22 protein-coding genes and 2 pseudogenes are annotated in these 25,568 nt (G+C 41.3%); 15 read left to right on the top strand and 9 right to left on the bottom strand.

All coding sequences use genetic code 11. The features are described 5' to 3' along the window. Positions 1-21: 21 nt before the first annotated feature. The 3 genes from epmB to FTU91_RS07785 are packed head-to-tail and all read left to right on the top strand — an operon-like array spanning position 22 to position 4,893. On the top strand, positions 22-1,038 hold the full coding sequence (epmB, locus tag FTU91_RS07795; RefSeq protein WP_180043295.1) for an EF-P beta-lysylation protein EpmB: 1,017 nt from the start codon (positions 22-24) through the stop codon (positions 1,036-1,038). A gap of 13 nt (positions 1,039-1,051) precedes the next feature. Next, entirely contained in the window at positions 1,052-2,797 is a 1,746-nt protein-coding gene (locus tag FTU91_RS07790) for a GTPase (RefSeq protein WP_180043294.1), read from the top strand. Beyond that, positions 2,779-4,893 (top strand): EAL domain-containing protein, encoded by a 2,115-nt coding sequence (locus FTU91_RS07785; RefSeq protein WP_180081667.1) that lies wholly within the window; start codon positions 2,779-2,781, stop codon positions 4,891-4,893. The genes FTU91_RS07790 and FTU91_RS07785 overlap by 19 nt, the downstream gene beginning before the upstream one ends. 87 nt (positions 4,894-4,980) lie before the next feature. Here the strand turns inward: FTU91_RS07785 and rpmE are convergent, their stop codons facing one another. From rpmE to FTU91_RS07765, 4 genes are all read right to left on the bottom strand, one after another. Then, entirely contained in the window at positions 4,981-5,205 is a 225-nt protein-coding gene (gene rpmE / locus FTU91_RS07780; RefSeq protein WP_001200845.1) for a 50S ribosomal protein L31, read from the bottom strand. 203 nt (positions 5,206-5,408) lie between these two features. Continuing rightward, positions 5,409-6,407, bottom strand: a complete 999-nt coding sequence (locus tag FTU91_RS07775) for a bile acid:sodium symporter family protein (RefSeq protein ID WP_166166960.1) — start codon at positions 6,405-6,407, stop codon at positions 5,409-5,411. Positions 6,408-6,634: 227 nt separating this feature from the next. After that, positions 6,635-7,036: a lactoylglutathione lyase gene (gene gloA, locus FTU91_RS07770; protein WP_086195650.1), complete on the bottom strand. Its 402-nt coding sequence runs from the start codon at positions 7,034-7,036 to the stop codon at positions 6,635-6,637. 294 nt (positions 7,037-7,330) lie between these two features. After that, positions 7,331-9,493, bottom strand: coding sequence for an MFS transporter (locus FTU91_RS07765; protein ID WP_180043288.1), 2,163 nt, complete (start codon positions 9,491-9,493; stop codon positions 7,331-7,333). A 184-nt stretch (positions 9,494-9,677) separates the two neighbouring features. Between FTU91_RS07765 and FTU91_RS07760 the strand changes: the two genes are divergently transcribed. After that, positions 9,678-12,293: a Lon protease family protein gene (locus tag FTU91_RS07760; RefSeq protein ID WP_368856207.1), complete on the top strand. Its 2,616-nt coding sequence runs from the start codon at positions 9,678-9,680 to the stop codon at positions 12,291-12,293. Between the two features lie 89 nt (positions 12,294-12,382). Here the strand turns inward: FTU91_RS07760 and grxD are convergent, their stop codons facing one another. Further along, complete coding sequence (grxD, locus tag FTU91_RS07755) at positions 12,383-12,724, bottom strand: Grx4 family monothiol glutaredoxin (RefSeq protein ID WP_086175639.1); 342 nt, start codon at positions 12,722-12,724, stop codon at positions 12,383-12,385. Between the two features lie 164 nt (positions 12,725-12,888). On the opposite strand from grxD, the gene FTU91_RS07750 reads away from it, so the two are divergent. Next, a complete protein-coding gene (locus FTU91_RS07750) occupies positions 12,889-14,100 on the top strand; it encodes an aspartate aminotransferase family protein (RefSeq protein WP_180043287.1) in 1,212 nt (403 codons plus the stop codon). A 54-nt stretch (positions 14,101-14,154) separates the two neighbouring features. Here the strand turns inward: FTU91_RS07750 and FTU91_RS07745 are convergent, their stop codons facing one another. From FTU91_RS07745 to surE, 3 genes are all read right to left on the bottom strand, one after another. Continuing rightward, positions 14,155-15,084 (bottom strand): LysR family transcriptional regulator, encoded by a 930-nt coding sequence (locus tag FTU91_RS07745; protein ID WP_166166970.1) that lies wholly within the window; start codon positions 15,082-15,084, stop codon positions 14,155-14,157. 93 nt (positions 15,085-15,177) lie between these two features. Then, on the bottom strand, positions 15,178-15,987 hold the full coding sequence (locus tag FTU91_RS07740; protein ID WP_166166973.1) for a peptidoglycan DD-metalloendopeptidase family protein: 810 nt from the start codon (positions 15,985-15,987) through the stop codon (positions 15,178-15,180). Positions 15,988-16,103: 116 nt separating this feature from the next. Next, complete coding sequence (gene surE, locus FTU91_RS07735) at positions 16,104-16,874, bottom strand: 5'/3'-nucleotidase SurE (protein WP_166166976.1); 771 nt, start codon at positions 16,872-16,874, stop codon at positions 16,104-16,106. A 110-nt stretch (positions 16,875-16,984) separates the two neighbouring features. Between surE and FTU91_RS07730 the strand changes: the two genes are divergently transcribed. The 10 genes and pseudogenes from FTU91_RS07730 to FTU91_RS07685 all read left to right on the top strand — a co-directional run. Continuing rightward, a complete protein-coding gene (locus FTU91_RS07730; protein ID WP_180043286.1) occupies positions 16,985-17,359 on the top strand; it encodes an MCR_0457 family protein in 375 nt (124 codons plus the stop codon). A gap of 233 nt (positions 17,360-17,592) precedes the next feature. Further along, positions 17,593-17,979, top strand: coding sequence for an MCR_0457 family protein (locus FTU91_RS07725; protein ID WP_180043285.1), 387 nt, complete (start codon positions 17,593-17,595; stop codon positions 17,977-17,979). A 119-nt stretch (positions 17,980-18,098) separates the two neighbouring features. Then, the gene (gene dacC / locus FTU91_RS07720) at positions 18,099-19,247 is read left to right on the top strand and encodes a D-alanyl-D-alanine carboxypeptidase PBP5/6 (RefSeq protein ID WP_086195658.1); all 1,149 of its coding nucleotides are present in this window, start codon (positions 18,099-18,101) and stop codon (positions 19,245-19,247) included. A 94-nt stretch (positions 19,248-19,341) separates the two neighbouring features. Next, complete coding sequence (locus FTU91_RS07715; protein ID WP_180081666.1) at positions 19,342-19,872, top strand: gamma carbonic anhydrase family protein; 531 nt, start codon at positions 19,342-19,344, stop codon at positions 19,870-19,872. An 86-nt stretch (positions 19,873-19,958) separates the two neighbouring features. Continuing rightward, complete coding sequence (locus tag FTU91_RS07710) at positions 19,959-20,600, top strand: class I SAM-dependent methyltransferase (RefSeq protein ID WP_180043283.1); 642 nt, start codon at positions 19,959-19,961, stop codon at positions 20,598-20,600. A 118-nt stretch (positions 20,601-20,718) separates the two neighbouring features. Further along, positions 20,719-21,204, top strand: coding sequence for an NUDIX hydrolase (locus FTU91_RS07705; protein ID WP_180043282.1), 486 nt, complete (start codon positions 20,719-20,721; stop codon positions 21,202-21,204). A gap of 4 nt (positions 21,205-21,208) precedes the next feature. Next, positions 21,209-22,342 (top strand): tRNA 2-thiouridine(34) synthase MnmA, encoded by a 1,134-nt coding sequence (gene mnmA / locus FTU91_RS07700; RefSeq protein WP_180043281.1) that lies wholly within the window; start codon positions 21,209-21,211, stop codon positions 22,340-22,342. A gap of 16 nt (positions 22,343-22,358) precedes the next feature. After that, entirely contained in the window at positions 22,359-23,090 is a 732-nt protein-coding gene (gene hflD, locus FTU91_RS07695) for a high frequency lysogenization protein HflD (protein ID WP_086195683.1), read from the top strand. Positions 23,091-23,153: 63 nt separating this feature from the next. Then, complete coding sequence (gene purB, locus FTU91_RS07690) at positions 23,154-24,542, top strand: adenylosuccinate lyase (protein WP_180043279.1); 1,389 nt, start codon at positions 23,154-23,156, stop codon at positions 24,540-24,542. Positions 24,543-24,686: 144 nt separating this feature from the next. Next, a pseudogene (locus tag FTU91_RS07685) lies at positions 24,687-25,289 on the top strand (DUF2238 domain-containing protein); the annotation flags it as partial. A gap of 179 nt (positions 25,290-25,468) precedes the next feature. Here the strand turns inward: FTU91_RS07685 and FTU91_RS07680 are convergent. Beyond that, positions 25,469-25,568 (bottom strand): annotated as a pseudogene (locus tag FTU91_RS07680) (IS982 family transposase); the annotation flags it as partial.

The raw sequence follows: 25,568 nt of genomic DNA, 5'->3' as shown, positions 1-25,568 counted from the left end.
GCATTATTTTTAACATCTGGCATGATAAACTATTTGTATCAAGAGCAAAACTGGCAATCTCAACTGAGTGACCTGATTACGGACCCTTTAGAGTTGCTTGAAACACTTCAGCTCTCGCCTGATCAATTATTATCAGGGGCAATCCTAGCTTCTGAAAAGTTTAAGTTGCGTGTTCCCCGTGCGTTCGTCGGAAAAATGAGCATTGGCAACCCGCTTGACCCTCTGCTGTTACAAGTATTACCCCATCATCTGGAACTTGAAGATCATCCTGGTTTTGTAACCGATCCTTTAGGTGAGGAACAGGCGAATCAACAGCCAGGCGTATTACATAAATATAAATCGCGTTTTTTACTCACCTTAACTGGGGCATGTGCAGTTCATTGTCGTTACTGTTTCCGCCGTCATTTTCCCTACCAGGAAAACCTGCCAAAAAATGAAGATTGGTTAAATATTAAACAATATATTCAAAATCAACCAGATATAAACGAAGTTATTTTGAGCGGTGGCGACCCGCTTACCCTGTCAAATCGAAAACTTGCCCTGTGGATTGAACGTCTTGAGTCCATGCCGCAAATTAAATTTTTGAGAATTCATTCACGGGTTCCGATCGTAATCCCCAACCGTGTCGATGAAGAGCTGATTTCCTTATTAAAAAACAGTAGGCTGCGCATTATTCTAGTGGTACACTCAAATCATGCCGCTGAGCTGGACGAGTTTACCTGTTCCAAACTTTCAGCGTTGGTTCAACATCAAATTACCGTGCTGAATCAGGCAGTTTTATTAAAAGGGGTTAATAATTCTGCGCAGCTGTTAGTGGATTTAAGTTATCGCCTGTTTGAAGCGGGCGTGATGCCATACTATTTACACGTATTAGACAAAGTAAAAGGTGCCCATCATTTTGACTTAAGTCCTGAAGAAATTAATCTGATATATAAAGAGGTTTTAGAGAACCTGCCGGGATATTTGGTTCCTAAACTCGTTAGGGAAATAGCGGGCGAAAAAAATAAAACACCGCTTTTTGGGGTTTCAACTTTTTGAGTTAATAATAACGATGCTTATGAGTAATTCAGATATCTTCCAAACACCAACAGAGTTAAAGTTGGAAAAATTAAGCTTCTGCCCAACCAATGCAAAAGGCTTACAAGACTGGGTATGCAATTTATCCATTCTTCAATTGGGGAATTCGTCCAAAGAACTTTTCAATGCCTTGCTGGAAATATCAGAACTTAAATGTCCGGAAATGTTGCGTTTTGACTTGATTCAAATCCTGCATCCTACCCTGGATAATGTTTTAGGCAGCCTGGAAAAGCATTTTTTCAATCAGGGGCTGATGAGCAATGACCGCAGCGACCAGATCATTGAGCTAGCGATGCTGCTACGTAGTCATTTTGCCAAAATTTATATCGATATTTCAAAACGCTGCAACACCCAGCTCAGTATGCAAAAGTTTTCTCTATTTGCATTCAATCAAAAGAAGAGTTTGCAAACGGCCAGAATTGTGTCTACTTATTATGCTTTGCAGCAATTGTCTTTATTGCTTTATCAACAACATTTGCTCTATAGCACGCCTTTATTTGGACAATGGTTAATTGCACATCAGCTGATTGAATGTGCAATTAAAAATAATTTTTATCAAACCAATATCAATCAGATTTTAGACACGCAGCATCCTTTACAAACCGTTGCTCAGGCTTATTCACAACTGGTATTGCTGGAAATTCTGAATACCCATCAAATTCGGCCTTCTGAAATGCAAGGCTTATATTTATGCAGTTTTGACTGGGCCAAACTGGTTCATGTCTTACCCAAAGAAACCTCGCTTTCTCGCTATATTGTCGATATCAATAAAGACTATCCACCTGTTTTTAATATCAATCAGGCCAGTCTTTACAAACCGACTATCTATATTTCAACACAAAATTTATTAGATCATCTGTCTGAAACCCAAACCAAAAAGTCTGGTTACTTATCACGTAATGAAAAGCTATTTTTAACCCCGGCCCTGCACTTTCATATTCACAATCTGCTTACCAGCAATACAGAACGCCGTCATGAACGTTATGAATATTCTGCACAATTACAAATCTGTTTTAGTCTTTCGGTGGCACACTTTTACCTCTCTAAGGGCAAAAACTTTCATGAAACTCTGGAATTAGATACCAATTATCAATTCCATAATGAAAGCAGCTTTATTAATTCGATGAATTCGAATATCCCAGCTGAAATGACTACAGCAAAAACTTTGGATCGTGAAACCAAACAGATTTATTCCGCAGAAGTTCTGGACATCAGTGTCAATGGTTACAGAATTAAATGGAATGGCTCTGCACCTTCGAATTTGAAAACTGGCGAATTTATTTTAATTCAGGAAAATACTCATAGTCCTTGGCGTGGCGGTGTGATCCGCTGGATCAAGCAGTCAACAGCCAAAAGCCTGGAACTGGGACTAGAAGTCTTGGCACAAGATTTATTCCCTTGTGCTGTCATGATCAAAACAGATCGTCATAGCAATAATTACCAACCTGCCCTAATCGTTCAGTCTAGCCAAGTTGATGAGGTATCCACCAGCCTGATCGTGTCTGGTTCACATATGTTTAGGGAAAAACAAACTATTCATTTACGCCTGGGACGAGAAGAAATAAAAATTTATCTCACCAAAGCACAAATCATTACACAAAGTTTTATCCGTTTTGAGTTCGAATTACTGAATGAGCAACAAGAAAACCTGATCAACAACTTTATTAATAAGCAAACGAATGAAGTCAAGAATCACGATTTATGGGAAGCATTAAAGTGAGAAATCCATTATTGTCTAAAAAGTTAAAACGTACTGAAACACGTTTACTCATTATCGATGATAATCAAATACGTTTTAACCAAATTCGTGACCTTTTAACATCCAGTGAACATTTAGTACATGCAACCTTGCTGGATGATTTACAAAACTTTGAAAAGCAATTACATCACACTTGGGATCTGGTTATTTTTGGTCGTGCTTATGACTTAAAATATGAACAGGCGTTAAGCTTAATCCGCCTATCCAAGCAACCAAACCTTCCAATGATCCTGCTCAAACCTGATGATTATCAGGCCGATCAATACGCAGGTTATATTCGTAAAGGGATTTATGACATTCTTAATCTGGATTATCCAGATCGTTTTTATATTGGTCTTTTACGTGCCCTTTCACTCAGTCGTTTGCTGCTGACACAACAACATTTAATGGAAGAGCTAGAAACAGCTCAAACCCAGGCCCAGTCTTTAGTTCAAGAGAGCAACAAAGCGATTGCACTGATTCAGGAAGGTATTCATGTCCAGGCAAACCCTGAATATTTAGCACTTTTTGGACTTAATAATGAAGATCAGATTGTTGGACTTCCCTTACTCGACCTACTTCAGCCTAAAGATTTAAATGATTTTAAGTTACGTTTTAAAAAAATTTCACAAGGTCAGTTTGATTTAGGGCGTTTTGAAATCAACAGCTTAAATCATCAAATATCTGTTCCAAACCCGCTTAAAGTTGAGTTTTTACCTTCTACGAATGAAGAAGATGCCGTACAAATTACGATTGATATTGAATCTTCACCATCAGTTCAGCCTACATCTACAACAGCCGATGCTCCAAAGTCCAATACCTATCAGCTGATTAATCGTACCATCACTCAACAACCTTCAGATATTAATGCCCTCGTGGTATTTTCCCTGGCTTCTTGTCCTGATAATATTTTTAAAGAGGAGTGGGATACACTCAAAAATTATTCCACTAATATCAAGGATTTTTTAAAGGAGCAAACTCATGCTCCATTATTTCAAACAAGTTTTGGTATTTATGTGGGCTTGTTCCAAGCCGAATCTAAAGCCAAATTAGAGTCCAAACTTATCGGTTTAAGTTCATTAACTAAACCGCAATTATTGTCCATTGATCACACATCCTATCCGCTGAATCTCAGAATTGGCTATACACTGCTCGATACTGAAATACGTGATGAAAAACATTTTGAACAATTTATTGCTACAGCTTACAAGACTGCTTTACCGAAAAATCAGCCGACTCCTGCACTTGAATTAGAAACACCGTTAAACATTCCAAGCATTGAGCTACAGCAACCCGAAATTAAGGCAGTACCTAGTTCACCTGAAGCAGCCCTACTCAGAGCCTTGCAACAAAGCTTAGATCGCGGTGAAATTCACCTTAAATATCAACAGCTCTACGATAAGCAAGACACTAATTTATATACTTATGAAGTCACTAGCGGCTTTATTTATGAAAATGACTGGAAAGATCTGGTTAGCTTAAGAGAACTTGCAGACGATCCTGAGTTATCCATTAAACTGGATCGCTGGATATTAGTGGAATCATGTAAACAACTGCATAATTTCATTACTCAATATCCTGAAGCAAAATTGATTGTGAATTTGAATAAAGCGGTACTATTACACGACCGAAGCTTCCCTGAATTCATTTCCAAACTCATTACCATTGTCCGCAGTAAATTGAAGCATCCATTAGTTTTACAATTTTCAGAAGAAGATATTAGTCAAAATATCTCAGATGCTCAAAAGTATATTGCCCAGTTACGTCAATTTGGCGCTGAAGTTTCCCTCAGAGACTTTGGTAATAGCATTTATAGCGAGTCGATGTTACGTCAACTTGATGTAAATTGTTTAACTTTACATCAGAATTTGACCAAAATGCTGCAGACAGAAAAATCGACGCAAGAATTACAGGAAAAGCTGAGTGCCTTCCAGGAAATTAAAGCTAGCGAAATCATGCTGCGCGATCTCAATGACATGACTCTGTTTGCAAACGCATGGAACGTGGATGCTCGTTTTATTCAGGGCGATTATTTCCAGAAAAAACTGGATCATTTGATTGATGTACAAGACCAATAGGTCTTGTACAAGGTCTGTAATTGAGTCATTGATGAAATAGCGGACCTAAAAAAACGGGCAAGAAGCCCGTTTTTTTCATTTTGGGTATTAACGTTTGATAGAACGTGACATACCTGCAAAACGTTGTTTGAATTTGTCGATACGGCCGCCAGTGTCCACATTCTTTTGTTTACCAGTATAGAATGGGTGGCATGCTGAACATACGTCTAGGTAAATTGTTTCTTTACCAAGCGCTGAACGAGTTTCGATTACGTTACCACATGAACAAGTAGCAACTAATTTTTCATATTTTGGGTGAATATCGGCGCGCATCGTCGATTACTCCTAAGTTAAGAAAGGCTTATGCTGTCATCGCAATTGATCACTCTCATGATTCATGAGGAATAAGCTTGATCCAGGAAAAAGCCAGACCAACACCACAACAGACCATTCTTTTGGCCCACCGAGACGGATACCGTCAGAGCTAAGCACAACAAGTGGGCGTAATTATACGGGAAAAAATAACAGATAGCGAATTATTCTTTACACTCTTCTATCGCGTTAAACTCATCTACCGGATGTTTTGACCAGTAGTTGGCAATCACCCCACAGACCATCAACTGAATTTGATGAAAAATCATAATCGGTAACACAATCATACCCAACGGCTGCCCAATAAACAGGATTTGCGCCATAGGCACCCCGCTGGCCAATGTTTTTTTGGAACTACAGAAAAACATCGCAATCTGATCTTCCCGGTTGAAACCCAACCATTTCGGAATGTATAAAGCCAATAGCATAATGATGGTCAAGAATACTGAACAGGCTATGGTCAAAATCAGCAACGTCTTCCAGCTCACTTCTTGCCACAAACCGGCAACCACCGCCCCACTAAATGCCCCATACACCACCATGAGAATAGTACCCTGATCGAATGCTTTGACAATACCGGGTAATTTCAACATATACGGATAAACATAAGGACGTAATATCTGCCCCAATATAAATGGGACCAGTAACAATAAGGTAATTTGAAGAATTGAAGATGTAGGATCAAAGCCATGTTGCGATTGGCCTAAAATAAAGAAACTGACCAATACAGGAGTAATAAACATCCCGACAATATTGGAAAATGAAGCACTGCACACTGCACTGGCGACATTACCTTTTGCCACCGAAGTAAATGCAATGGAAGATTGTACGGTGGATGGCAAGAAGCACATAAACAGGAAGCCCCAGTACAATTCTTTTCCCAGCATTGGTAGAAGAATCGGTTTGGCCAATAGACCTAAAAGCGGAAATAAGGCAAAAGTGAAAGCAAAGACCACCACATGAAATTTCCAGTGCAGCATGCCTTGTACTACTGCTTCTCTGGACAGTTTAGCGCCATGCAAAAAAAATAGAATTGCAATCGCTATGGTCGTAATGACTCCAAAAACCTGTGCAGTTCCACCTGATACGGGAGCTATACTGGCCAAAATTACCATCACTACCAGCAAAATGGTAAAGCGGTCCAATGCCAACAATTTTAACATTATTACGTCCTGTAAATGACAGCCAATAAAAAACCCAATAAGTGATTTTACCTTGCGGTAAAGTTTCATCTTACTGGGCTGAATAAATAAAGCCAGTGTTTCAACTCAATGTTGAATATTTAGTTTATCTATATCACTTTATGATGAGACTTCTTTCATCAATTCCTTTTATTTATCCTTATGGGAGAAAAAATAAAAAGAGTGTCAATAATGAGCAAAGAAGTCTATTAGTTATTTCTAGCATTGACATCTTGCTGAATCAGCTCGATTTTATAGCCGTCTGGATCTTCAACAAAAGCGATCACTGTAACACCACCCTTCATTGGACCCGCTTCACGCACCACCTTACCGCTACGTGCCTTGATCTCTTCACAAGCTTTATAGGCATCATCAACCGCAATCGCAATATGGCCATAGCCATTGCCCAGCTCATAACTTTCTGTGTCCCAGTTATGCGTCAATTCCAGTACGGTATGGTTTTCTTCATCACCATAGCCAACAAAAGCCAGAGTGAATCGACCTTCTTCATAATCGCGTTTACGAAGCAAAGTCATACCTAGTACTTCAGTATAGAACTTTAAAGATTGTTCCAGATTGCCTACACGTAACATGGTATGCAGCATGCGCATGATTCTGTTTCCTATGTTTTCCATTTTTATAGACACTATAGGGATTCAGCGTGGAAAATTCAATTTAGCAATCTGGCAGTTGATATCATTTATTGTTCCACGTCCCCATTATTATTAAATTTTTAAATCAATGCTCTGTTTAGTTTAACAGTACAGCACACCCTAATGATGGAGTCTTTACTTAGGCTATTTTAAAAATAAGACTGAACCTTTGCAGCAATTTTTAGCCAAAGAAAAACCCATTTCATCCTCAAGACAAAATGGGTTTTTCATTCATTTTTTAAAAATTTGAGCTTAATTGGACTGTTGCTGATGTTCACGCAACAGCTTCGCCACCCAGACCACCAAGATTAAAATTGGAATGCCAATCAGTGTGGTCATGAGGAAGAAATTTGGATAACCGATATTGGTCACAATGGTTCCTGAATAGCCGCCTAAAATCTTCGGCGTTAAAGTCATCAGCGAACTGAAAATGGCATATTGTACTGCAGTGAAAGATACACTGGTTAAACTGGACAAAAATGCGATGAATGCTGCACCTGCCAATCCCGATGCCAGGTTATCGACAATAATGGCAAAATATAACCACAGCGAACTATAAGGTTTAATCACCTTACCGCTAATTTCAACATCGTCAACCGATTGAACATCGATTGCCGCTAAAGGCTGTACATCAATATCCAGATCTTTGGCTGTAGTTGAGTTCATATCGACCGTATAGCGATGCTGTGCGCTTAAAGTGGCTTTGTCATGATCCACCACTTCAGCCACAAGCTGTTTTGATGCTGAATTTACCAGGCTTTCTGCTGGAATAGCGGTGCTAAATACACCTGTTTTGTCCAGATTGGCATCAAATTTTTGACCGTCCAAACTTAGGACAATTTTTTGTGTTTCATTCAAGAGTTGCCCAACATACTGGCCCCGTACCACCAGACTGTTCTGTTGTTCATTTGAAGCAATAACATTATCGCTGGTCACCGGCAGAATTTGCATCATGCCTGATTGAGCACCTTGCTGTTGCGCATTCTGTTTTAAATAGGGAACTGTGCTCACTACTGAGGGTTGTGTATCATTTTGATATTGCACTTGAACCTGTACTGCATTGGCTTGTGCCAAAACCTGACTCGGCACTTTCAGTTTCCAGTAACCCACTTCATCCGACTGAACCTGATACTTGTGCTGACCTACCATGACTTGAACATCATGAGTCGGCTGACCAGATTTGACCAAGCCAATAAAAATCAGGTTGGTTGAGCTTGCCAGCACTGCACCGACAAACATCAGTTTCATAATGTTCATACGCTGTGCCAGTAAGCCTCCCAGGAAACCACCGACCAGGCTGAAAATTACCCCATAAATTTTTACCGCTTCCGCAATCTGCTCTTTACTGAAGTTTAAATCCTGATAGAAAACATTGGAGATGACCCCGGCAATAATGTCTGAGATGCGATAGAAACCGATGAGCAATAACAGAACCAAAGCCAGCTTTAAGCCATAGCGTCTAAAAAAATCGGCAATCGGGCTGATCCAGGTTTCCATAGCCATTTGCTTGTTGACCGCACCCATTTTGACCAATAATGAGCCCAGCAATACGGCTACCGCAGCAGATCCAACAAAGCGCAAGGTTTCAAAGCAAAACAGCAATAATGAATCGGTAATTGCAAATTGTGCCTTAACAGATTCGGTTAGAGTTCCGGAAAAAATATAGCTCAATACAAAGCCAATCACTGCAACAAAAAACACGGCCACCAGACGATAGTAATCACTACGCTTATAATTTTTATAAGTACGATCAACCTTCGGTTCACGAATCACTAAAGTGGTGATAATTCCGACCAGCATGACTGCTGCCATAACCAAATAAGTGATTTTCCAAGCGCTATAAATATAGTTTCCCTTAGCCGTTCCAAGTGAGGCCGCAAGGAACAAGGCACCTGCACCGGCCACAATCATCCCGATGCGATAACCTGCATTATAAGTCGAGGCAAGCACTGTCTGCATTTCAGTTTCTGCAAGCTCAATACGATAGGCATCAATCACAATATCCTGAGTTGCTGCAGAGAAACCGAGTAATACGGCTCCTGCTGCCATCTGATACAAATAGCCCTGACTGAGTGCTGGATTAGAAAAAGCCATCATACAAATGGCACTGATAATTAAAACTTGTGCAATCAGCAACCAGGCCCGACGTCGCCCCAGCTTTTGGGTCAAAAATGGCACCGGCAACTCGTCAATCAAAGGTGCCCAGACAAATTTGAATGAATAACCCAAGGCTGCCCAGCTAAAAAAGGTTACTGCGCTTTTTTCAATACCGGCTTCCCCCAACCATAAGGACAGACTGGAAAAGATCAAAAGAATGGGAATACCAGCTGAAAAGCCTAAAAACAGCATGATCAATGCACGACGATCGAGAAAAGCAGTAAAGGCAGATTTCCACCCTGTAGATTGTGTTGTCATTACGTTGTTTTTTTCTGCAAAACTGAATGCTGCTATTCAAACGCTTAATAAGTTCAGTTTCAACAATAATTGTGAAATCATTATTTTATTTTGTTGATAAAAACGACCTGCGCGCTTGAATTTTTCAACTAAACCTGTATACCTTTAAATCTCTATTGCAATATTTTAGTTTTGGATTTAAACAGTGCCCAAAAAACTCGATCAAATGAATTCTTCATTATCTGCAACAACTACAGTGACTCAACCAGACCCTCTACAAAGCAGTTTAATTTCAGCATTCGATCAACCGGAAATTCAAAACACACTAACCAAAACACAGCTTCAGCCCAAGCAACTGACGCATATTCCCAATCTTGAAAAAATTCCTGCGTCAACACGAAGAATCAAACCGCTAAATGATTTTCTTGGGCAAGATCGCGCACGTGCCTCGGTTGAAGCAGGCATCGCCTTGCCTTACTCGGGCTATAATATTTTTGCAGTCGGTACGGCAGGCTTAGGTAAACGCACCATGATCAAGCGTTTACTGCAACAGCATGCCAAGACCATGCAAACCCCGAATGACTGGGTCTATGTCAACAATTTCAAGTTTCCCCGTCAGCCGATCGCACTTGAACTGCCACCAGGACAAGGTCCTAAATTCCAGGCTTTGCTGCACCAAACCTGGCAAACCATCTTAAAACAGCTGGAACGGCGCTTTACTGCGGAAACCTATCACAACCGTATTGAAATGATTCGCGAGCAAACCGGCGATGAACAGCAATCGGCCTTGGTCGAACTGACCAAAGAAGGTGCAAACTTTGATTTAAAACTGATTTCGCAAGATGATGAACACTGTTTCGTGCCGGTTCATCTTAAAAACAATGAATATCAGGAAATGTCTAAAGAAGACATTAATGCCTTGGATAGCAAACAGCGCGCAGAAATTGCTGCAAACATTCGCTACATGAATAAAAAACTGGAGCGCTTGGGCCTACATTTAGGTGATCTGGAAGATGATGCACGAGATCAGGTCCAGCATCTCAACCGTGACATTGCTAAACAGGTGGTGATGCCGCGCATTGATCTGATTCAGAACAAATATCCCGATGTCGATGGCCTGACCGAATATCTGCAATATTATGCGGAAGATATTATCAATAATGTAGAAATTATTCTCGAGCAAGAAGAGGATGATTTTGCTCCGGGCATCTTCAGTCGCGTGCCTTCACGTTATCAGGCCAACATCATTGTTTCCTACAAACCCAATAGCGGTGCGCCGGTGATTTTTGAAGACTTCCCGACCCACTACAACTTGTTAGGACATGTGGAACAGCTTACTCAAAATGGGACCATCACCACCGATTTCACCCTAATTCGTCCGGGTTCACTGCATCGGGCGAATGGCGGTTTTCTGATGCTCGAAGCAGAACAACTGCTGGAACAGCCTTATGCATGGCAAGGTTTAAAACGTGCCCTGAAATCAGGAAAATTAAAGCTGTCCTCGCTGGAACATATGCTGACCTTAACCGGCAGCATCTCCATCGAACCACAAGCGATTCCATTAAATATTAAAGTAATTTTGCTTGCAGAACCTGAAATTTATTATGAAATTTTAGAACTGGAACCTGAACTTGGCAGCGTGTTTAAAATTCGTGCCGATTTCACCGATACATTACAACGTAATGACATTAATGAACAAGCCTATATGCAATTGATTGCAGACTATGTTCAGGCTGACAAACTGTTACCTTTTGACCATTCTGCACTAGCAGCATTGCTCACCGACTCAAGCCGTCAGGCGGAAGATCAAAGTTCATTGTCATTGCATGCCTTAACTTTGGGGGATCTGATCCGGGAAGCACATCATCATGCAGCGCAAGCCGGTGATAAAACCGTTTCGGAAAAACATATCAATACCGCACTTGATCATCGCAAATATCGCCTAGGTTATTTACGTGAATTGTACTGGCAAGATTTAACGCGTGGCACGCAGTTAATCGAAACCAAAGGCCACCGTTTGGGTCAAATTAATGCCCTATCGGTGATTCAATATGCCGATGTCGAATTTGGCTTACCTTCACGTTTGACTGCATCGGTCTATCAAGGTGGCGGTGACATTCTGGATATCGAGCGTAGTGTCGAATTGGGGGGCTCACTGCATGCCAAAGGCATATTGCTGATGTCGAGTTTTCTGAAAGCGCATTTTGGTCGTGAACAGATGCTGCATTTTTCGGCTGCCCTCGCCTTTGAACAAAGTTATGGTCAAATCGACGGTGACAGCGCAACCGTAGCTGAGCTTTCTGCCCTTATTTCTGCCATTAGCCAGTTACCGATTGACCAGTCCTGGGCCATTACCGGCTCAATGAACCAGTTGGGTCAGGTTCAACCAATTGGAGGTGTCAATGCCAAAATTGAAGGTTTCTATGATGCCTGCAAGCTGCAAGGCTTAACAGGCAAACAGGGAGTGATTATTCCACATCAAAATATGGAACACCTGATGTTACGTCATGATGTGATTGAAGCTGTGGCCAAAGGTCAGTTCCATATTCACGCCATTGAAACCATTGACCAGGCTCTAGAAATTTTAATGGCACGTCCTGTCGGCATACTGAATAAAAAAGGCCGTTACAGTAAAGGTTCCATTTATGCGGCGGTCATGGATCAATTAGAATATTGGCAAGCGCTTGAAGATGGTGCCGAACTGGAAGAAGAGCCGAAGAAAAAGAAAAAAAAGAAGAAAGACAAGAAAAAAACCAAAGTTGAAGCATCTGCCAATCAAGCTGTAACCACTGCAGCAGTTGAGCCGAAAGCCAATGAGTAAGACCCGCTCACAGAAAAAGTATGATTTTTTCTGAGATATAAAAAAGCGCCTTGAAGGCGCTTTTTTTAATTCAACTTCACATCACTGAATTAAGCTTCAGGTGCCGGGCTGTACTGTTCGACCAAAGGTTTTAACTCACCTTTTTGGAACATATCCAGCATGATATCGCTACCACCGATCAATTCACCATTGATCCACAATTGTGGGAACGTAGGCCAGTTGGCAATTTTCGGTAAAGTTGCACGGATATCCGGGTTTTCCAAAATGTTGACATAAGCAAATGGACGACCAATTTGACTGAGTGCTTCTACTGCACGTGCAGAGAAACCACATTGTGGAAATTGTGGTGTACCTTTCATGTAAAGTAATACTGCATGTTTAGCAATTTGGTCACGAATTAACGCTTCAGTATCGCGTACTTGTTCAGTCATTGATAAATCCTCAACTAATCTGCCTCGCATTATACCCAAAACTGGAGGAAACAGTATGTCTAAAGCAATAATTCCATTTTTATTTACATTTGGGCTTTTAATCTGTCCTGGATTTTGCTTATATAAACTTTTATTTTTCCCTCCTAAACAGATAAGAGTTAGTCATGAATAACATTACCCTTGCTCCTGTGCAAACTGATCAACCATCTCATTTGATGCCGGTATTTGGCCGTCAGCCGATCAGCTTTGTCCGAGGACGAGGTTCTTATCTTTATACTGAAGATGGTACTGAATATTTAGATGCATTGACCGGTATTGCAGTATGTGGCTTGGGTCACTCACACCCTGTGGTAACTGAAGCAATTGCTGAACAGGCAGCTACCCTGATTCATACCAGCAACATTTTTGAAGTACCTTGGCAAACTGCTGCTGCACAAAAACTGGCTGAAGTTTCAGGTATGGAAGAAATTTTCTTCTCGAATAGTGGTGCAGAATCAAATGAAGGTGCAATTAAAATTGCGCGTAAATTTGGTCATATGCAAGGGGTAGCCACACCTAAAATCATTGTTGCAGATCATTCTTTCCACGGTCGTACTCTGGCGACCCTGTCAGCAACGGGTAACAAAAAGGTTCAGGAAGGTTTTGCGCCTTTGGTTGAAGGTTTTATCCGTGTGCCTTTCGGGGATATCGAAGCGATTGAAGAAGCGGCCATCCATCATCCGGACATCGTTGCGATTTTAGTTGAACCAATTCAAGGTGAAGGGGGTGTCAATACCGCCCCTCAAGGTTTTAGCTACCTGGAAGAAATCCGTCAAATCTGTAACCAGCACAACTGGCTGATGATGCTGGATGAAGTTCAAACGGGTAATGGCCGTACCGGTAAATACTTTGCTTATCAGCACACCAATATTGTTCCAGATGTACTCACCACTGCCAAAGGGCTAGGCAATGGTTTCCCGATTGGTGCGGTGATGACTCAAGGCCGTGGCGTTGGTGTTTTAACTGCCGGCAACCATGGTTCAACTTATAGTGGTACTGCTCTGGGTTCACGTGTGGTTTATACGGTTATTGATACCATTCAAAAAGAACATCTGGTTGAAAATGCAGCAAAAATGGGAAGTTATATCGTTGAGCAGTTAACCCAGCAACTGGCTGATCAAAACGTTAGCGTTCGTGGTTTTGGTCTGATGATTGGTATTGAGTTGCCAAAAGCTTGTGGCGAATTGGTCAATGTGGCACGTGATGAATATCATTTAATTATCAATGTGACTGCAGGTTCTGTAATTCGTTTATTACCGCCACTCAACATTAGCCAACAACAGGCTGATCAATTGATTGAACGTCTGGTTAAAATGATCAAGGATTATTTAGCTTAAGCCTTCAATCCAGTCTAAAAAAGCCGCTAATCGCGGCTTTTTTATGCTTCATTTTTATGAAACTGCCTGGTAAATTCTTCCGCCGGGTAACTGGCTAAAGTATTGTTTTAATGCATCCAGACAACGATGAACCTTCATGGGTTGCTGATCTTTTTTTGCCGTGATGGCATATAAAGTGAAATTTTCCAGTTTCCACTCTGGTAAAACCTCTACCAGAGCACCATTCATTAAATCCTTTTGTACATCCAGATATAAAATTCGTGCAATACCATGCCCTTGCAAACATAATGATTTTGCAACCAGGACATTATTGGTACTTAAACGTGATTTCATTTCCAGATTCACTGTTTTATCTGACGCCGCATGTTGAAATGAAAAATGTTGATAATTTTTCATAATATTGATTGGAATCAGGTCATGATGATTTAAATCTTCAGGCCGCGATACAGGCGCCGACTGATTCAAATAACTTGGAGAAGCCACCAACACCTGCTCTACCAGAGCCAGAGGCATCACATTCAAATGATGATCTTCTATTTTTGGGCTCATGCGTAAAGCGATATCGATACGTCCTTCAAGTATATCAATATATTGATTATCGGCTTCTAAATGGACTGCTAAACCACGATGTGCCTGCATCCAGTGAGACAATGCAGGAATCACATGATTGGCACCAAGTTCCGGGGTTGTAGCAATGCGTAAATCCCCCACCAAGTCATCGCGTAACTCGTTGATACGGATTTTCCCACGCTCTGCAGCGGCAAGCATTTCTTGACAGCTGTGGAAAAAAGCCTGTCCAGCTTCAGTCAAATTCAATTTTCTTGTAGATCGATGTAGAAGTGTCACTTCCATTTCATTTTCTAAAGAACGAATTTGCTGACTCACGGCGCTGGTCGTGATTCCTAACTCACGTGCAGCACCGCTAAACGAGTTTTTTTCAACAACACAAGCAAACACACCCATTGCTCGAAGTTGATCTAACATAAATTTCCCTCTGAACTTATAATTGCTTTATCTTTCCGATAAAAGCAACTCATTGTATTATACGGCGAAATTTATGTTTTGTATTTGTAAAATTTAATTTATTGGTAAAACGATGGTCGGATTGATAGGTTTACCATTTAAACGCACCTGAAACTCCAGCATAGTACGATTTGTACCCGTTGAACCCATTTCAGCAATTTTCTGCCCTGCTGTCACATTCTGGCCACTGCTCACGTTCATTTTACTGTTATGGGCATAAGCGGTAATGTAGCCATCGATATGCTTGATCAGAACTAAATTGCCATATTCTTTCAAACCATCAGCCGCATAGACCACCTGACCATCAGCCGCAGCAAAAACCGCATCTCCAGTATTACCACCATAACGAATACCCTTTACATTTGCAGCCACATTAAAGTTTGCAATGACTGCGCCATTACTTGGTTTTACCCAGCGCAAAGCAGAGACTTTCGAAGATGCTACGGGGGCAGTCGCCGTGGTTGCAGGAACTGTAGTTTTAGCCGGTGTAGTCGGAAGTTGAACGGTTTGACGCTGAATCGGTGCAGCTTGGGTCACCGCTTGTGTAGTGGTGGTGCGACGTGAGCCTGAATCTTTTAAACGTAAAGATTGACCGACATAAATGCGATAGGGTGGCGCTATATCGTTCATATCGGCAACACTGGTATAAGACAGACCATAACGTGCAGCAATTCCGCTTAATGTATCTCCAGATCGAACCGTATAGTAATCCGGTGCAGCCGCATAACGTGTCGCATTATGAACTTGTGGTTTTGAAGCACAGCCACTCAAAATGGCTGTGGCAATAACAGCTGTAGACAAGACCATGGTTTTCAACAAACCCACAGGCGCAGCAAATAAGCGATATGGTGACACCAAGTGCATTAATCTTCCTCTCTACACATTAAGTCTATTTATTGGTTTGCACTAAGATTAGCAAAAAAGCATCTGAAAAATAGGGTCAATTCTGCTTTTTCACAAAGTTATAACACTACTGGGCATTATTTGGAAAACTCTGCATGTAATGTGTGCAAAATCTCATAATTTGTCGCGTCCATTTGAATTGGCGTAATGCTGACATAGCCATTTGCCACCGCAAAAAAATCCGATTCTATTTCAGTTAAACCTTTTTTAGGTTCAGCGACAGCTTCACCTGACAAACCAATCCAATAAACCTGACGTCCACGTGGGTCTACATGACTGCTAATCGGTTTAGATTGACTGCGACGTCCCTGATAAGTAATTTTCGAACCTCTCAATTCAGATATATCTGGAATATTCACGTTAAAAATATGACGTGGCGGTAAAGTCGGCAAACCCTGGGCAATAAAATCATGCACCCATTTTGCTGCTACGGCATAATCATTTGGATTGTCATAAGAACGGACATTGGGACCGGCCATGGAGACGGCAATAGCCGGTTGTTTCATTAGGCGGCCTTCGAAGGCGGCTCCGACAGTACCAGAATAAAGCACATCATCGCCCAGATTTGCCCCACTGTTAATTCCGCTGACCACCAGATCAAATTCAAAATCAAATAAGCCGTTCATGGACAGATATACACAATCTGCAGGTGTTCCATTGACTGCCCAGACATCTGCTGAAATTTGAACAGGTCTTAAAGGACGATCTAAGGTAAGTGCACTGGAAAAACCACTGCGTTCACTTTCAGGAGCAACGATGACTACACGACCAAGCGGAGCCAAAGCTTGAGCCAAGGCCTGAATACCGGGAGCAAAAACGCCATCATCATTGGCAATTAATATATTCACTTAAACATCTCTTAACGGTTAAAAATGACTAATCAGAACATTTGATTGAATTGTATAGAAAATTATATATATTTGACGCTCAACATCCATTCAAAAAGTGTGATTTAAAAATGACTAAAAGCATATCATTTCGTGGCTTATTGGGGTTAGGCATTGCGGCATTATTATCTTCCACTGTGTTAGCCAATGACGGTTTATCTCTGGAAGAAGCCAATACGATTGTGAAAGAAGACCTTGCTTCAACTCAGGTGATGGCTGAAGTATGCCCTGCCATTATTGGTAAAAATGCAAAATTTGATCAAAACATTCAGCTGTTGATTAAAGCTTATCTGCAAGACTATTCAGATCAATCGATGACTTTTGATAAAATTAAAGCAGATTCAGAGTATAAATCTGTTCTAGAAGAAGCTCGCCAGGCTGCAAAAGAAACCAGTAAAGATGAACAAAAATCGGTTTGCGAAGATGTTGTAAATTATCAGGTTTGATCATTTGCTCTTGTTTTATATAAGTTATCTAAAATATTGAACATCTTATTATGACCACAGGCATAAAGCAGATTCCTCTTTATGCCTTTTTAATTCTTTGCTGTTTTCATATTTTCTTGATGAACGTCATCATTTTCAACAGCTTTAATACATTTGTGTACTTACAATTACCCCAAATACCGTTAATCTTATTTTTATTATTGTGATGTTTTTAAATCATTCAGGTCTGTTTAATGAAATTATCTATGCTTAAACCGCTTTCTTTGGGACTGTTAACCACTGCTGCCATGACCCTGTCTATGATTCATGCAGCCACACCAGATGAAAATATTGAAGTGACGCCACTACAAAAAGTCACCCAGCAAGAGCTGGCAGCCATTTATGTACTTTCAGAAGTCTGCCCTAGTTTAGTGAAAGATCATGCTAAATTTGAACAAGGTTATGCCAAGCTGGCACAAGAATATTTACCTGCCGACAATAATGCGGTTTCGAGCCTGGCTAAACTCAGCCAAGAGAAAAAATTTGAGCCTGTTTTAGCTGAAGCACGTAACGATGCAAAAAAAGCTGGAGATGCAAAAAATCAGGAAATTTGCCAAGAACTCACCACATACAGCAAATAACACAAATTGGTTACAATACTTTTGAAAATAAGCTGATTTCCCCCATAGAAGTCAGCTTTGCTTTGTCCTAAAATGCAAAGCTCTTTGTGCTTATTATTAAGATATTGGAACCACCCAGAATGACCCACAAAAGCGCCCTTGCTGCATTATTACTATTGCCGAGCTTCACATACGCAGCAACTGTCTTATCTGCACCGCCAGAACTCAATAATAAATCTTATGTTTTAATGGATTATGAGACAGGGCAAATCCTCGCATCAAAAAATGAAAATGAAAAATTAGCACCTGCTTCAATGACCAAGATGATGACCAGCTATATCATCGAACAAAAGTTATTGAGCGGTGAACTCACTGAAAATGAAAAAGTTCGTATGAACGAATCTGCGTGGTGTCGTGGTAGCAGCACGGAATCATGTATGTATGTCCCGCTTAACGGGACTGCAACAGCACTGGAAATGCTGCGTGGGATTATCATTCAATCTGGTAACGATGCCTCTAAAGCCATGGCAGAACATATTGCCGGTAATGAAGGTACCTTTGCACACATGATGAATCAGGAAGCAAAACGTATTGGCATGACCAATACCAGCTTCATCAATGCAACCGGTATGCCTGCAGAAGGTCACTACTCGACTGCCAAAGATATGGCGACACTTGCGCAACATATCATTCATGACAGTTCAAAATATTACCCAATCTACTCTGAAAAAGAATTTAGCTTTAACGGCATTAAACAAGGTAACCGTAATGCATTGCTTTATACAGACCCAAGTGTAGACGGTTTAAAAACCGGTCATACTGAAGAAGCTGGCTATTGCTTAACCACTTCCGCTAAACGCGGCCCAATGCGTTTAATTTCCGTGATTTTTGGCGCACCAAGCATGAACGAACGTGCCTCACAAACACGTGAAATTTTGGCTTGGGGTTATGCAAACTTTGAAACTGTTAAGGTTCAACCTGCCAATCAGGTTTTAGCCAAGTCAAAAGTTTGGTATGGCAAAAGCAATGATGTTCAAATTGGTCTGGCAGAAAACTTTAACGTGACCATGCCTAAAGGCGAAGCCAATGCCATTAAAACTCAATTGGTGGTTCAACCTAAACTGACTGCACCGTTGAAAAAAGGTCAAGTGGTAGGTAAATATGTAGCTACTTTAAATGGTAAAGTGATTGCAGAAAAACCGCTTGTTGCTCTTCAGGCGGTTGAAGAAGCTGGTTTCTTTGCAAAAATGATTGATCACATCAAACAATTCTTCGCAAACTTGTTCTAAGCACAGCTTTAGACTTAAGTTAAAGCATCCACACTTCGGTCTGGATGCTTTTTTATTTTATAATGCTTGAAAATTGACAGACTGAACCCCTCACATGGCTAAAAACATTCGCCCCTATTTAAATACCGCACCACAAGTTGATGACTCATGTTATATCGATGATATGTCAGTCGTAATTGGCGATGTGGTACTTGCTGAAAATGTTTCAGTGTGGCCTTTTGCCGTGATTCGTGGTGATGTGAATTATATTCATATTGGCAAAAACTCCAATGTGCAGGATCATGCCATGCTGCATGTCAGCCATAAAAAAGCCGATAAACCTGAAGGTTCACCTTTAATTATTGGCGAAGATGTGACCATTGGCCATCATGTGACTTTACATGGCTGTACCATTGGCAATCGGGTATTAGTGGGGATCAACACCATCGTTTTAGATGATGTGGTGATTGAAGATGACGTGATGATTGGTGCAGGCTCATTGGTTCCACCACGCAAACGTCTGGAAAGTGGTTATTTATATGTCGGCAGTCCGGTACAGAAAGTTCGTCCGCTTACAGAGAAAGAAAAAGAATTTTTACCTTATTCAGCGAGACATTATGTGAAGGTGGCTGGGAATTACCAATAACAGTCAGGCTTTAAGCTCACTAGTCCGTTCAGTTCAAGGCATGAATTATACAGGTTCAATTTTCTCTAAATTTAGGATGCCATACCATGAGCCAAAAGCATTGGGAAAATGTCTATCAGACCAAATCCACTGATCAAGTCAGCTGGTATCAGGCACAGGATCAAAAGTCTTTCGAGCTGATCCAACGATTAAGAGATAAACATGGACTTGATTTAACTGCGCAGATTATTGATGTGGGAAGTGGTGCATCGGTATTTATCGATCAACTTTTAGAGCTTGGATTTAAACATATCCATGTATTAGATCTCTCCCGGACGGCTTTAGAAAAAAACCAGACCAGACTACGGGAGAAAAACCTGAATGCAGAGCACATCACCTGGCTGGTAGAAGATATCTGCACCGTCACGCTTCCTGCCAATTATTTTGATTTATGGCATGACCGTGCCGTATTTCATTTTATGGTCACAGCTGAACAACAACAGCAATATATTTTCAACCTAAAAACCTCTTTAAAAAAAGGTGGTCATCTAATCATGTCCAACTTTGCTGAAGATGGCCCAACCCAATGCAGCGGTTTAACTATTCATCGTTATAGCATTAAAGAGTTACAGGAAAAACTCGGTGCCGATTTTCATTTAATGTATTTTGAACATGATATTCACCTGACTCCGTGGGGCTCAGAACAGAAATTTCTACATAGTGTCTGGGCTTACCAACCCAATTCCTGATGTATTTTCACCGTGCAAGTGATCATCAAGAAGGTGGATTAGAAAGAAAAAGCCCTGCAACATAGCCACCGAGCGCTAAATTTTGTAGAATACTCCTTTTATCCCATGGTGCTTTTCTATGACCGCTTGGACTGCCCACGTTACCGTCGCTACTGTTGTTGAAAAAAATGGAAAATTCCTGTTTGTTGAAGAACATACTCAAGGTGTAACGCATACCGTATTTAACCAGCCTGCAGGTCATGTCGAATGTGGCGAAACGCTCATACAAGCAGCCATTCGTGAAACCATGGAAGAAACTGGGCATGATGTAGAAATTACAGACCTGCTTGGCATATATACCTATACTCCGCCAATGTTCCCTGACCGTACCTATTTCCGTTTTTGCTTTTTAGCCACAGATCTGCATCATCATACAGATGCAAAACTGGATACTGGAATCGTGGGTGCCGTCTGGATGACATTGGGCGAACTGGAAGAATCTGCACGCGCACGTAGTCCCTTGGTGATTAAAGCCGTCAAAGATGCCTTATCCGGTCAAAAATATCCTTTATCGCTCGTTTATGAGCACCAAAATTCTCCCCTATTTACAACTTTGGATGCCTAATCCTATGCAACAACGTGTCATCGTCGGTATGTCTGGTGGTGTAGATTCATCTGTGTCTGCAGCACTTCTTCTTCAACAAGGTTATCAGGTTGAAGGTCTTTTCATGAAAAACTGGGAAGAAGATGACGGCACGGAATACTGTACGGCGATGGAAGACCTTGCCGATGCGCAAGCAGTGTGTGACAAAATTGGCATCAAACTGCATACCGCCAATTTTGCCATGGAATATTGGGATCGTGTGTTTGAGCATTTTCTGGCTGAATATGCGGCTGGTCGTACCCCAAACCCGGATATTTTATGTAATAAAGAAATCAAATTTCGCGCCTTTTTAGACCATGCGGTGAATTTGGGTGCAGACTTTATTGCCACAGGTCATTACTGCCGTCGTGGTAAAACCATGACCAACTCGCGTGGTGAAGAATATGCACCTTTGTTACGCGGATTTGACCAAAACAAAGACCAGACTTATTTCCTGCATGCCGTACATGGCCGTGAAATTAACAAAACTTTGTTCCCTGTCGGTGAAATTGAAAAGCCACAAGTGCGTAAAATTGCTGAAGAACTGGGTCTGGCAACTGCAAAGAAAAAAGACTCCACCGGAATCTGCTTTATTGGTGAACGCCGTTTTAATGACTTTTTAAAACAATATCTTCCAGCCCAACCCGGAAAAATTTTACTGGATACCGGCAAAGAGGTTGGTGAACATCACGGCTTAATGTACTATACGCTCGGTCAACGTGGCGGTATCGGCTTAGGTGGTCTGAAAGGCGAAGCCGAAGGCGCCTGGTTTGTGCTTTATAAAGATATTGAAAATAATCGCCTTGTTATTGGTCAGGGTCATGAGCATCCACTAATGCAAAGTACTATACTTTGGAGTGAAGCGATTGACTGGGTCTCTGGCGAGCAGGATATTCCAGTAACAGGTTTCCGCTGTACGGCTAAAACCCGTTATCGCCAGCCGGATCAGGCTTGTGTCATTTATCAAGATGCCGATATGCCAAATGGCGTACGTGTTGAATTTGACGAACCGCAACGTGCGGTGACTCCAGGACAAAGTGTAGTGTTCTACGCAGATGAAGTTTGTTTAGGTGGCGGTGTGATTCATCATACCAATGCGCCAAAACCTGATTTTATTTAAAAAGGAAACGATAGGCATGGCTGAGTTACCCTTTCAACAGCCTCGGACTCTGAATGTACGTCAGAATCGTGCTTTGGCGTTGGCAGCTGTGTTCCAGTCGACACAGCTGACCCATATGACAGCCATGTCAGGACAACACAGTATTGGTGAAAATGGCAGCTTCTATTTAGAACAATTGATTAAAGCCAGCCTGAATATCCGTCCTACTTCCAATGAATCCTGTCAAACCCTAGACTTCTTTAATCAACTGGCCGATATTTCCCTTGGCTTAAAAACATTAGAAAGCAGTATTACCCAACCCTTTAATCCTTCTCCTAAATCACGTTTACCGAAATTTTCCAACGCCAAATTGCCAATGAGCTATGCCATGGCGTTGTTACAGTTAGAGAAAAAAGTCTATAGCAATCCCAAATTTGTTGAAATTATTGAACAATCACAACAGAAAATTCTAAAACAGCTGTCTTTTTTCGATAATAACTATCTGCATCCCAGCATTATTGCTAACCTTGCCCAAACCTATATAGACACTGCCGGACAAATTAATCCGCGGATTATGGTCAAAGGCAATGCCGAAGCATTTAAAGATAGTGCCCATACCAACCGAATTCGCGCTTCCCTGTTTACTGGCCTGCAACTGGCGCACTTATGGCGTCAGTTAGGTGGCAGCTCATGGGGCATGATTTTTAGCAAGCGCAAACTGCTCCAGGATATTCAAGATCTTGCCCGTTTACAGTATCAGGTAGTTTAACCTGATCATGAACGAATTTTTATTATTCGCTTTACGTTTAATTCCAAAGTTTAAGGAATCGCTATGAACGCTTTAACCGCACTTTCTCCATTAGATGGACGCTATGCTAGCAAATGTGATGCTTTGCGCCCTTTCCTCTCTGAGTTTGGTTTAATCCACGCTCGTGTGACTGTTGAAGTACGCTGGTTACAAGCGCTTGCAAACCGTCCTGAAATCACTGAAGTTCCTGCTTTCAGTGTAGAAACCAATGCTGCACTTGATGCAATTGTTGCCAACTTCTCTGAAGATAATGCCAACCGCATTAAAGAAATTGAACGTACCACAAACCATGACGTTAAAGCAGTTGAGTATTTCCTTAAAGAACAGATTGCTGATATCGAAGAATTGAAGAATGCCGGTGAATTCATTCACTTTGCCTGTACTTCTGAAGACATCAACAACTTGTCTCATGCTTTAATGTTGAAAAATGGTCGTGAAGTTTTAGTTGCTGCAATGCAACAAATCATCGATTCAATCGTTGCTTTGGCTGAAACTCATGCTGAACAACCAATGTTGTCTCGTACCCATGGTCAAACTGCTAGCCCAACCACTTTGGGTAAAGAAATGGCGAACGTGGCTTACCGTTTAGCGCGCCAAATCAAACAGTTCAAACAAGTTGAACTTCTAGGCAAAATCAACGGTGCTGTAGGTAACTACAACGCGCACTACTCTGCTTACCCTGAAATCAACTGGCCTGCTCATTCACAAGCCTTTGTGGAATCTTTAGGTTTACAGTTTAACCCGTACACTACTCAAATCGAACCACATGACTACATGGCAGAACTGTTTGATGCGTTACGTCGTTTCAATACCATCTTGATCGACTTTAACCGTGACGTATGGGGTTATATCTCGCTTGGCTTCTTCAAACAACGTTTGAAAGAAGGCGAAGTGGGTTCTTCAACCATGCCGCACAAAGTCAACCCAATCGACTTCGAAAACTCTGAAGGTAACCTGGGTATTGCCAATGCAGTATTGGCTCACTTGGGCGAAAAACTTCCAATCTCTCGCTGGCAACGTGACTTAACTGACTCTACTGTGCTTCGTAACATGGGGGTTGGTTTTGCGCAAAGCTTGATCGCATTCGAAGCTTGCTCTAAAGGTATTGGCAAACTTGAATTGAATGCACAGCGTATTCTGGAAGATCTTGACCATGCTCAAGAAGTGCTTGCTGAACCAATTCAAACGGTAATGCGCCGCTATGCAGTTGAAAAACCATACGAAAAATTAAAAGCCCTGACTCGTGGTCAGGCCATGACTCGCGACATGATGGTGAACTTCGTAAATGGTAACGAGTTAGAAGCCGTTCCTGCTGCTGACCGTGCACGTCTGGCTGAAATGACCCCTGCAACTTATACAGGTAATGCGTCAACTCAAGCGAAACAGATTAAGGATTTAATTTCTAAAATTTAATTCAAAATAAATCTAAAAAGCGAAGCTTCGGCTTCGCTTTTTTATTAGAATAGAATCTGTTGATAATTCATCTATGTTTGTAACCACATAAGCCATTGATAAAATTTCAGCACTCCCAATAAAACTTTGCCAATACAAGAAATAATGATTGAACATCAATTGAATATCAAACACTGGGTTGCTCTTGCAGTACTCACTATTGCGGTAATCATCGCCAGTATCCATCCTTTAGAATTTGAAGCATATCTACTGCATCAAGCCGGTACCGTGTTTATGCTGGTGCTGTTATTGTTTACCCAAAAAAAAATTGGCATGAGTTTTTATAGTTTTGTGCTCTATCTCATTTTTTTACTGATCCATATTATCGGTGCACATTACCTGTATTCCTATGTTCCCTATAACGAATGGCTAATTCAGCTGTTCAATTTTGACCTTAATCAATCGATGGGCTGGTCACGCAATATGTATGACCGTCTGGTGCATCTTGCCTGTGGTGTACTGCTTTACCCAGTGTTACTACGGCTGTTTCATGTATGGCTGCCTGGGGCCAAACCCTTCATGCTATTTTTATTGGTGGTGCAGTTTATCATGGCCACCAGTTTAATTTATGAATGGCTTGAATGGCTGATTGCCATTGGTTTATCCCCAGAGGAAGCAGAAAATTATAATGGGCAACAGGGAGATATGTGGGATGCACATAAAGATATGCTGCTTGCAACAGTCGGCGCTGCAGGCTATGGCCTGCTTGATCTATGCTACTCTTATAAAAGCCTAGCTAAAATACCGCAACCAGAAAGTGACCACACGTCCAAGGATAGCATTCAGGCAAACAGGGAACCATGAGTCAGCTTCAGTCTCCCCCAGCTCTACTTTGTCAGCCATTTTTCAAGCAGAATACTATTTAACCTGAGTTCGACGAAATCTGCTTAGCCTTTTAGCATATTTTGGAAAGTTGGCTTATTGGGATTCAAACAATAAGCCACTACAGCAGCCATGATATTCACCATGAAGTTATTTACCGAACGA

It is taken from the genome of Acinetobacter sp. YH12201 (assembly GCF_013418145.1).
Lineage (GTDB): Bacteria > Pseudomonadota > Gammaproteobacteria > Pseudomonadales > Moraxellaceae > Acinetobacter.
Note: the sequence above shows the minus strand (reverse complement) of the source record. Positions and strands in the feature narration are given on the sequence as shown.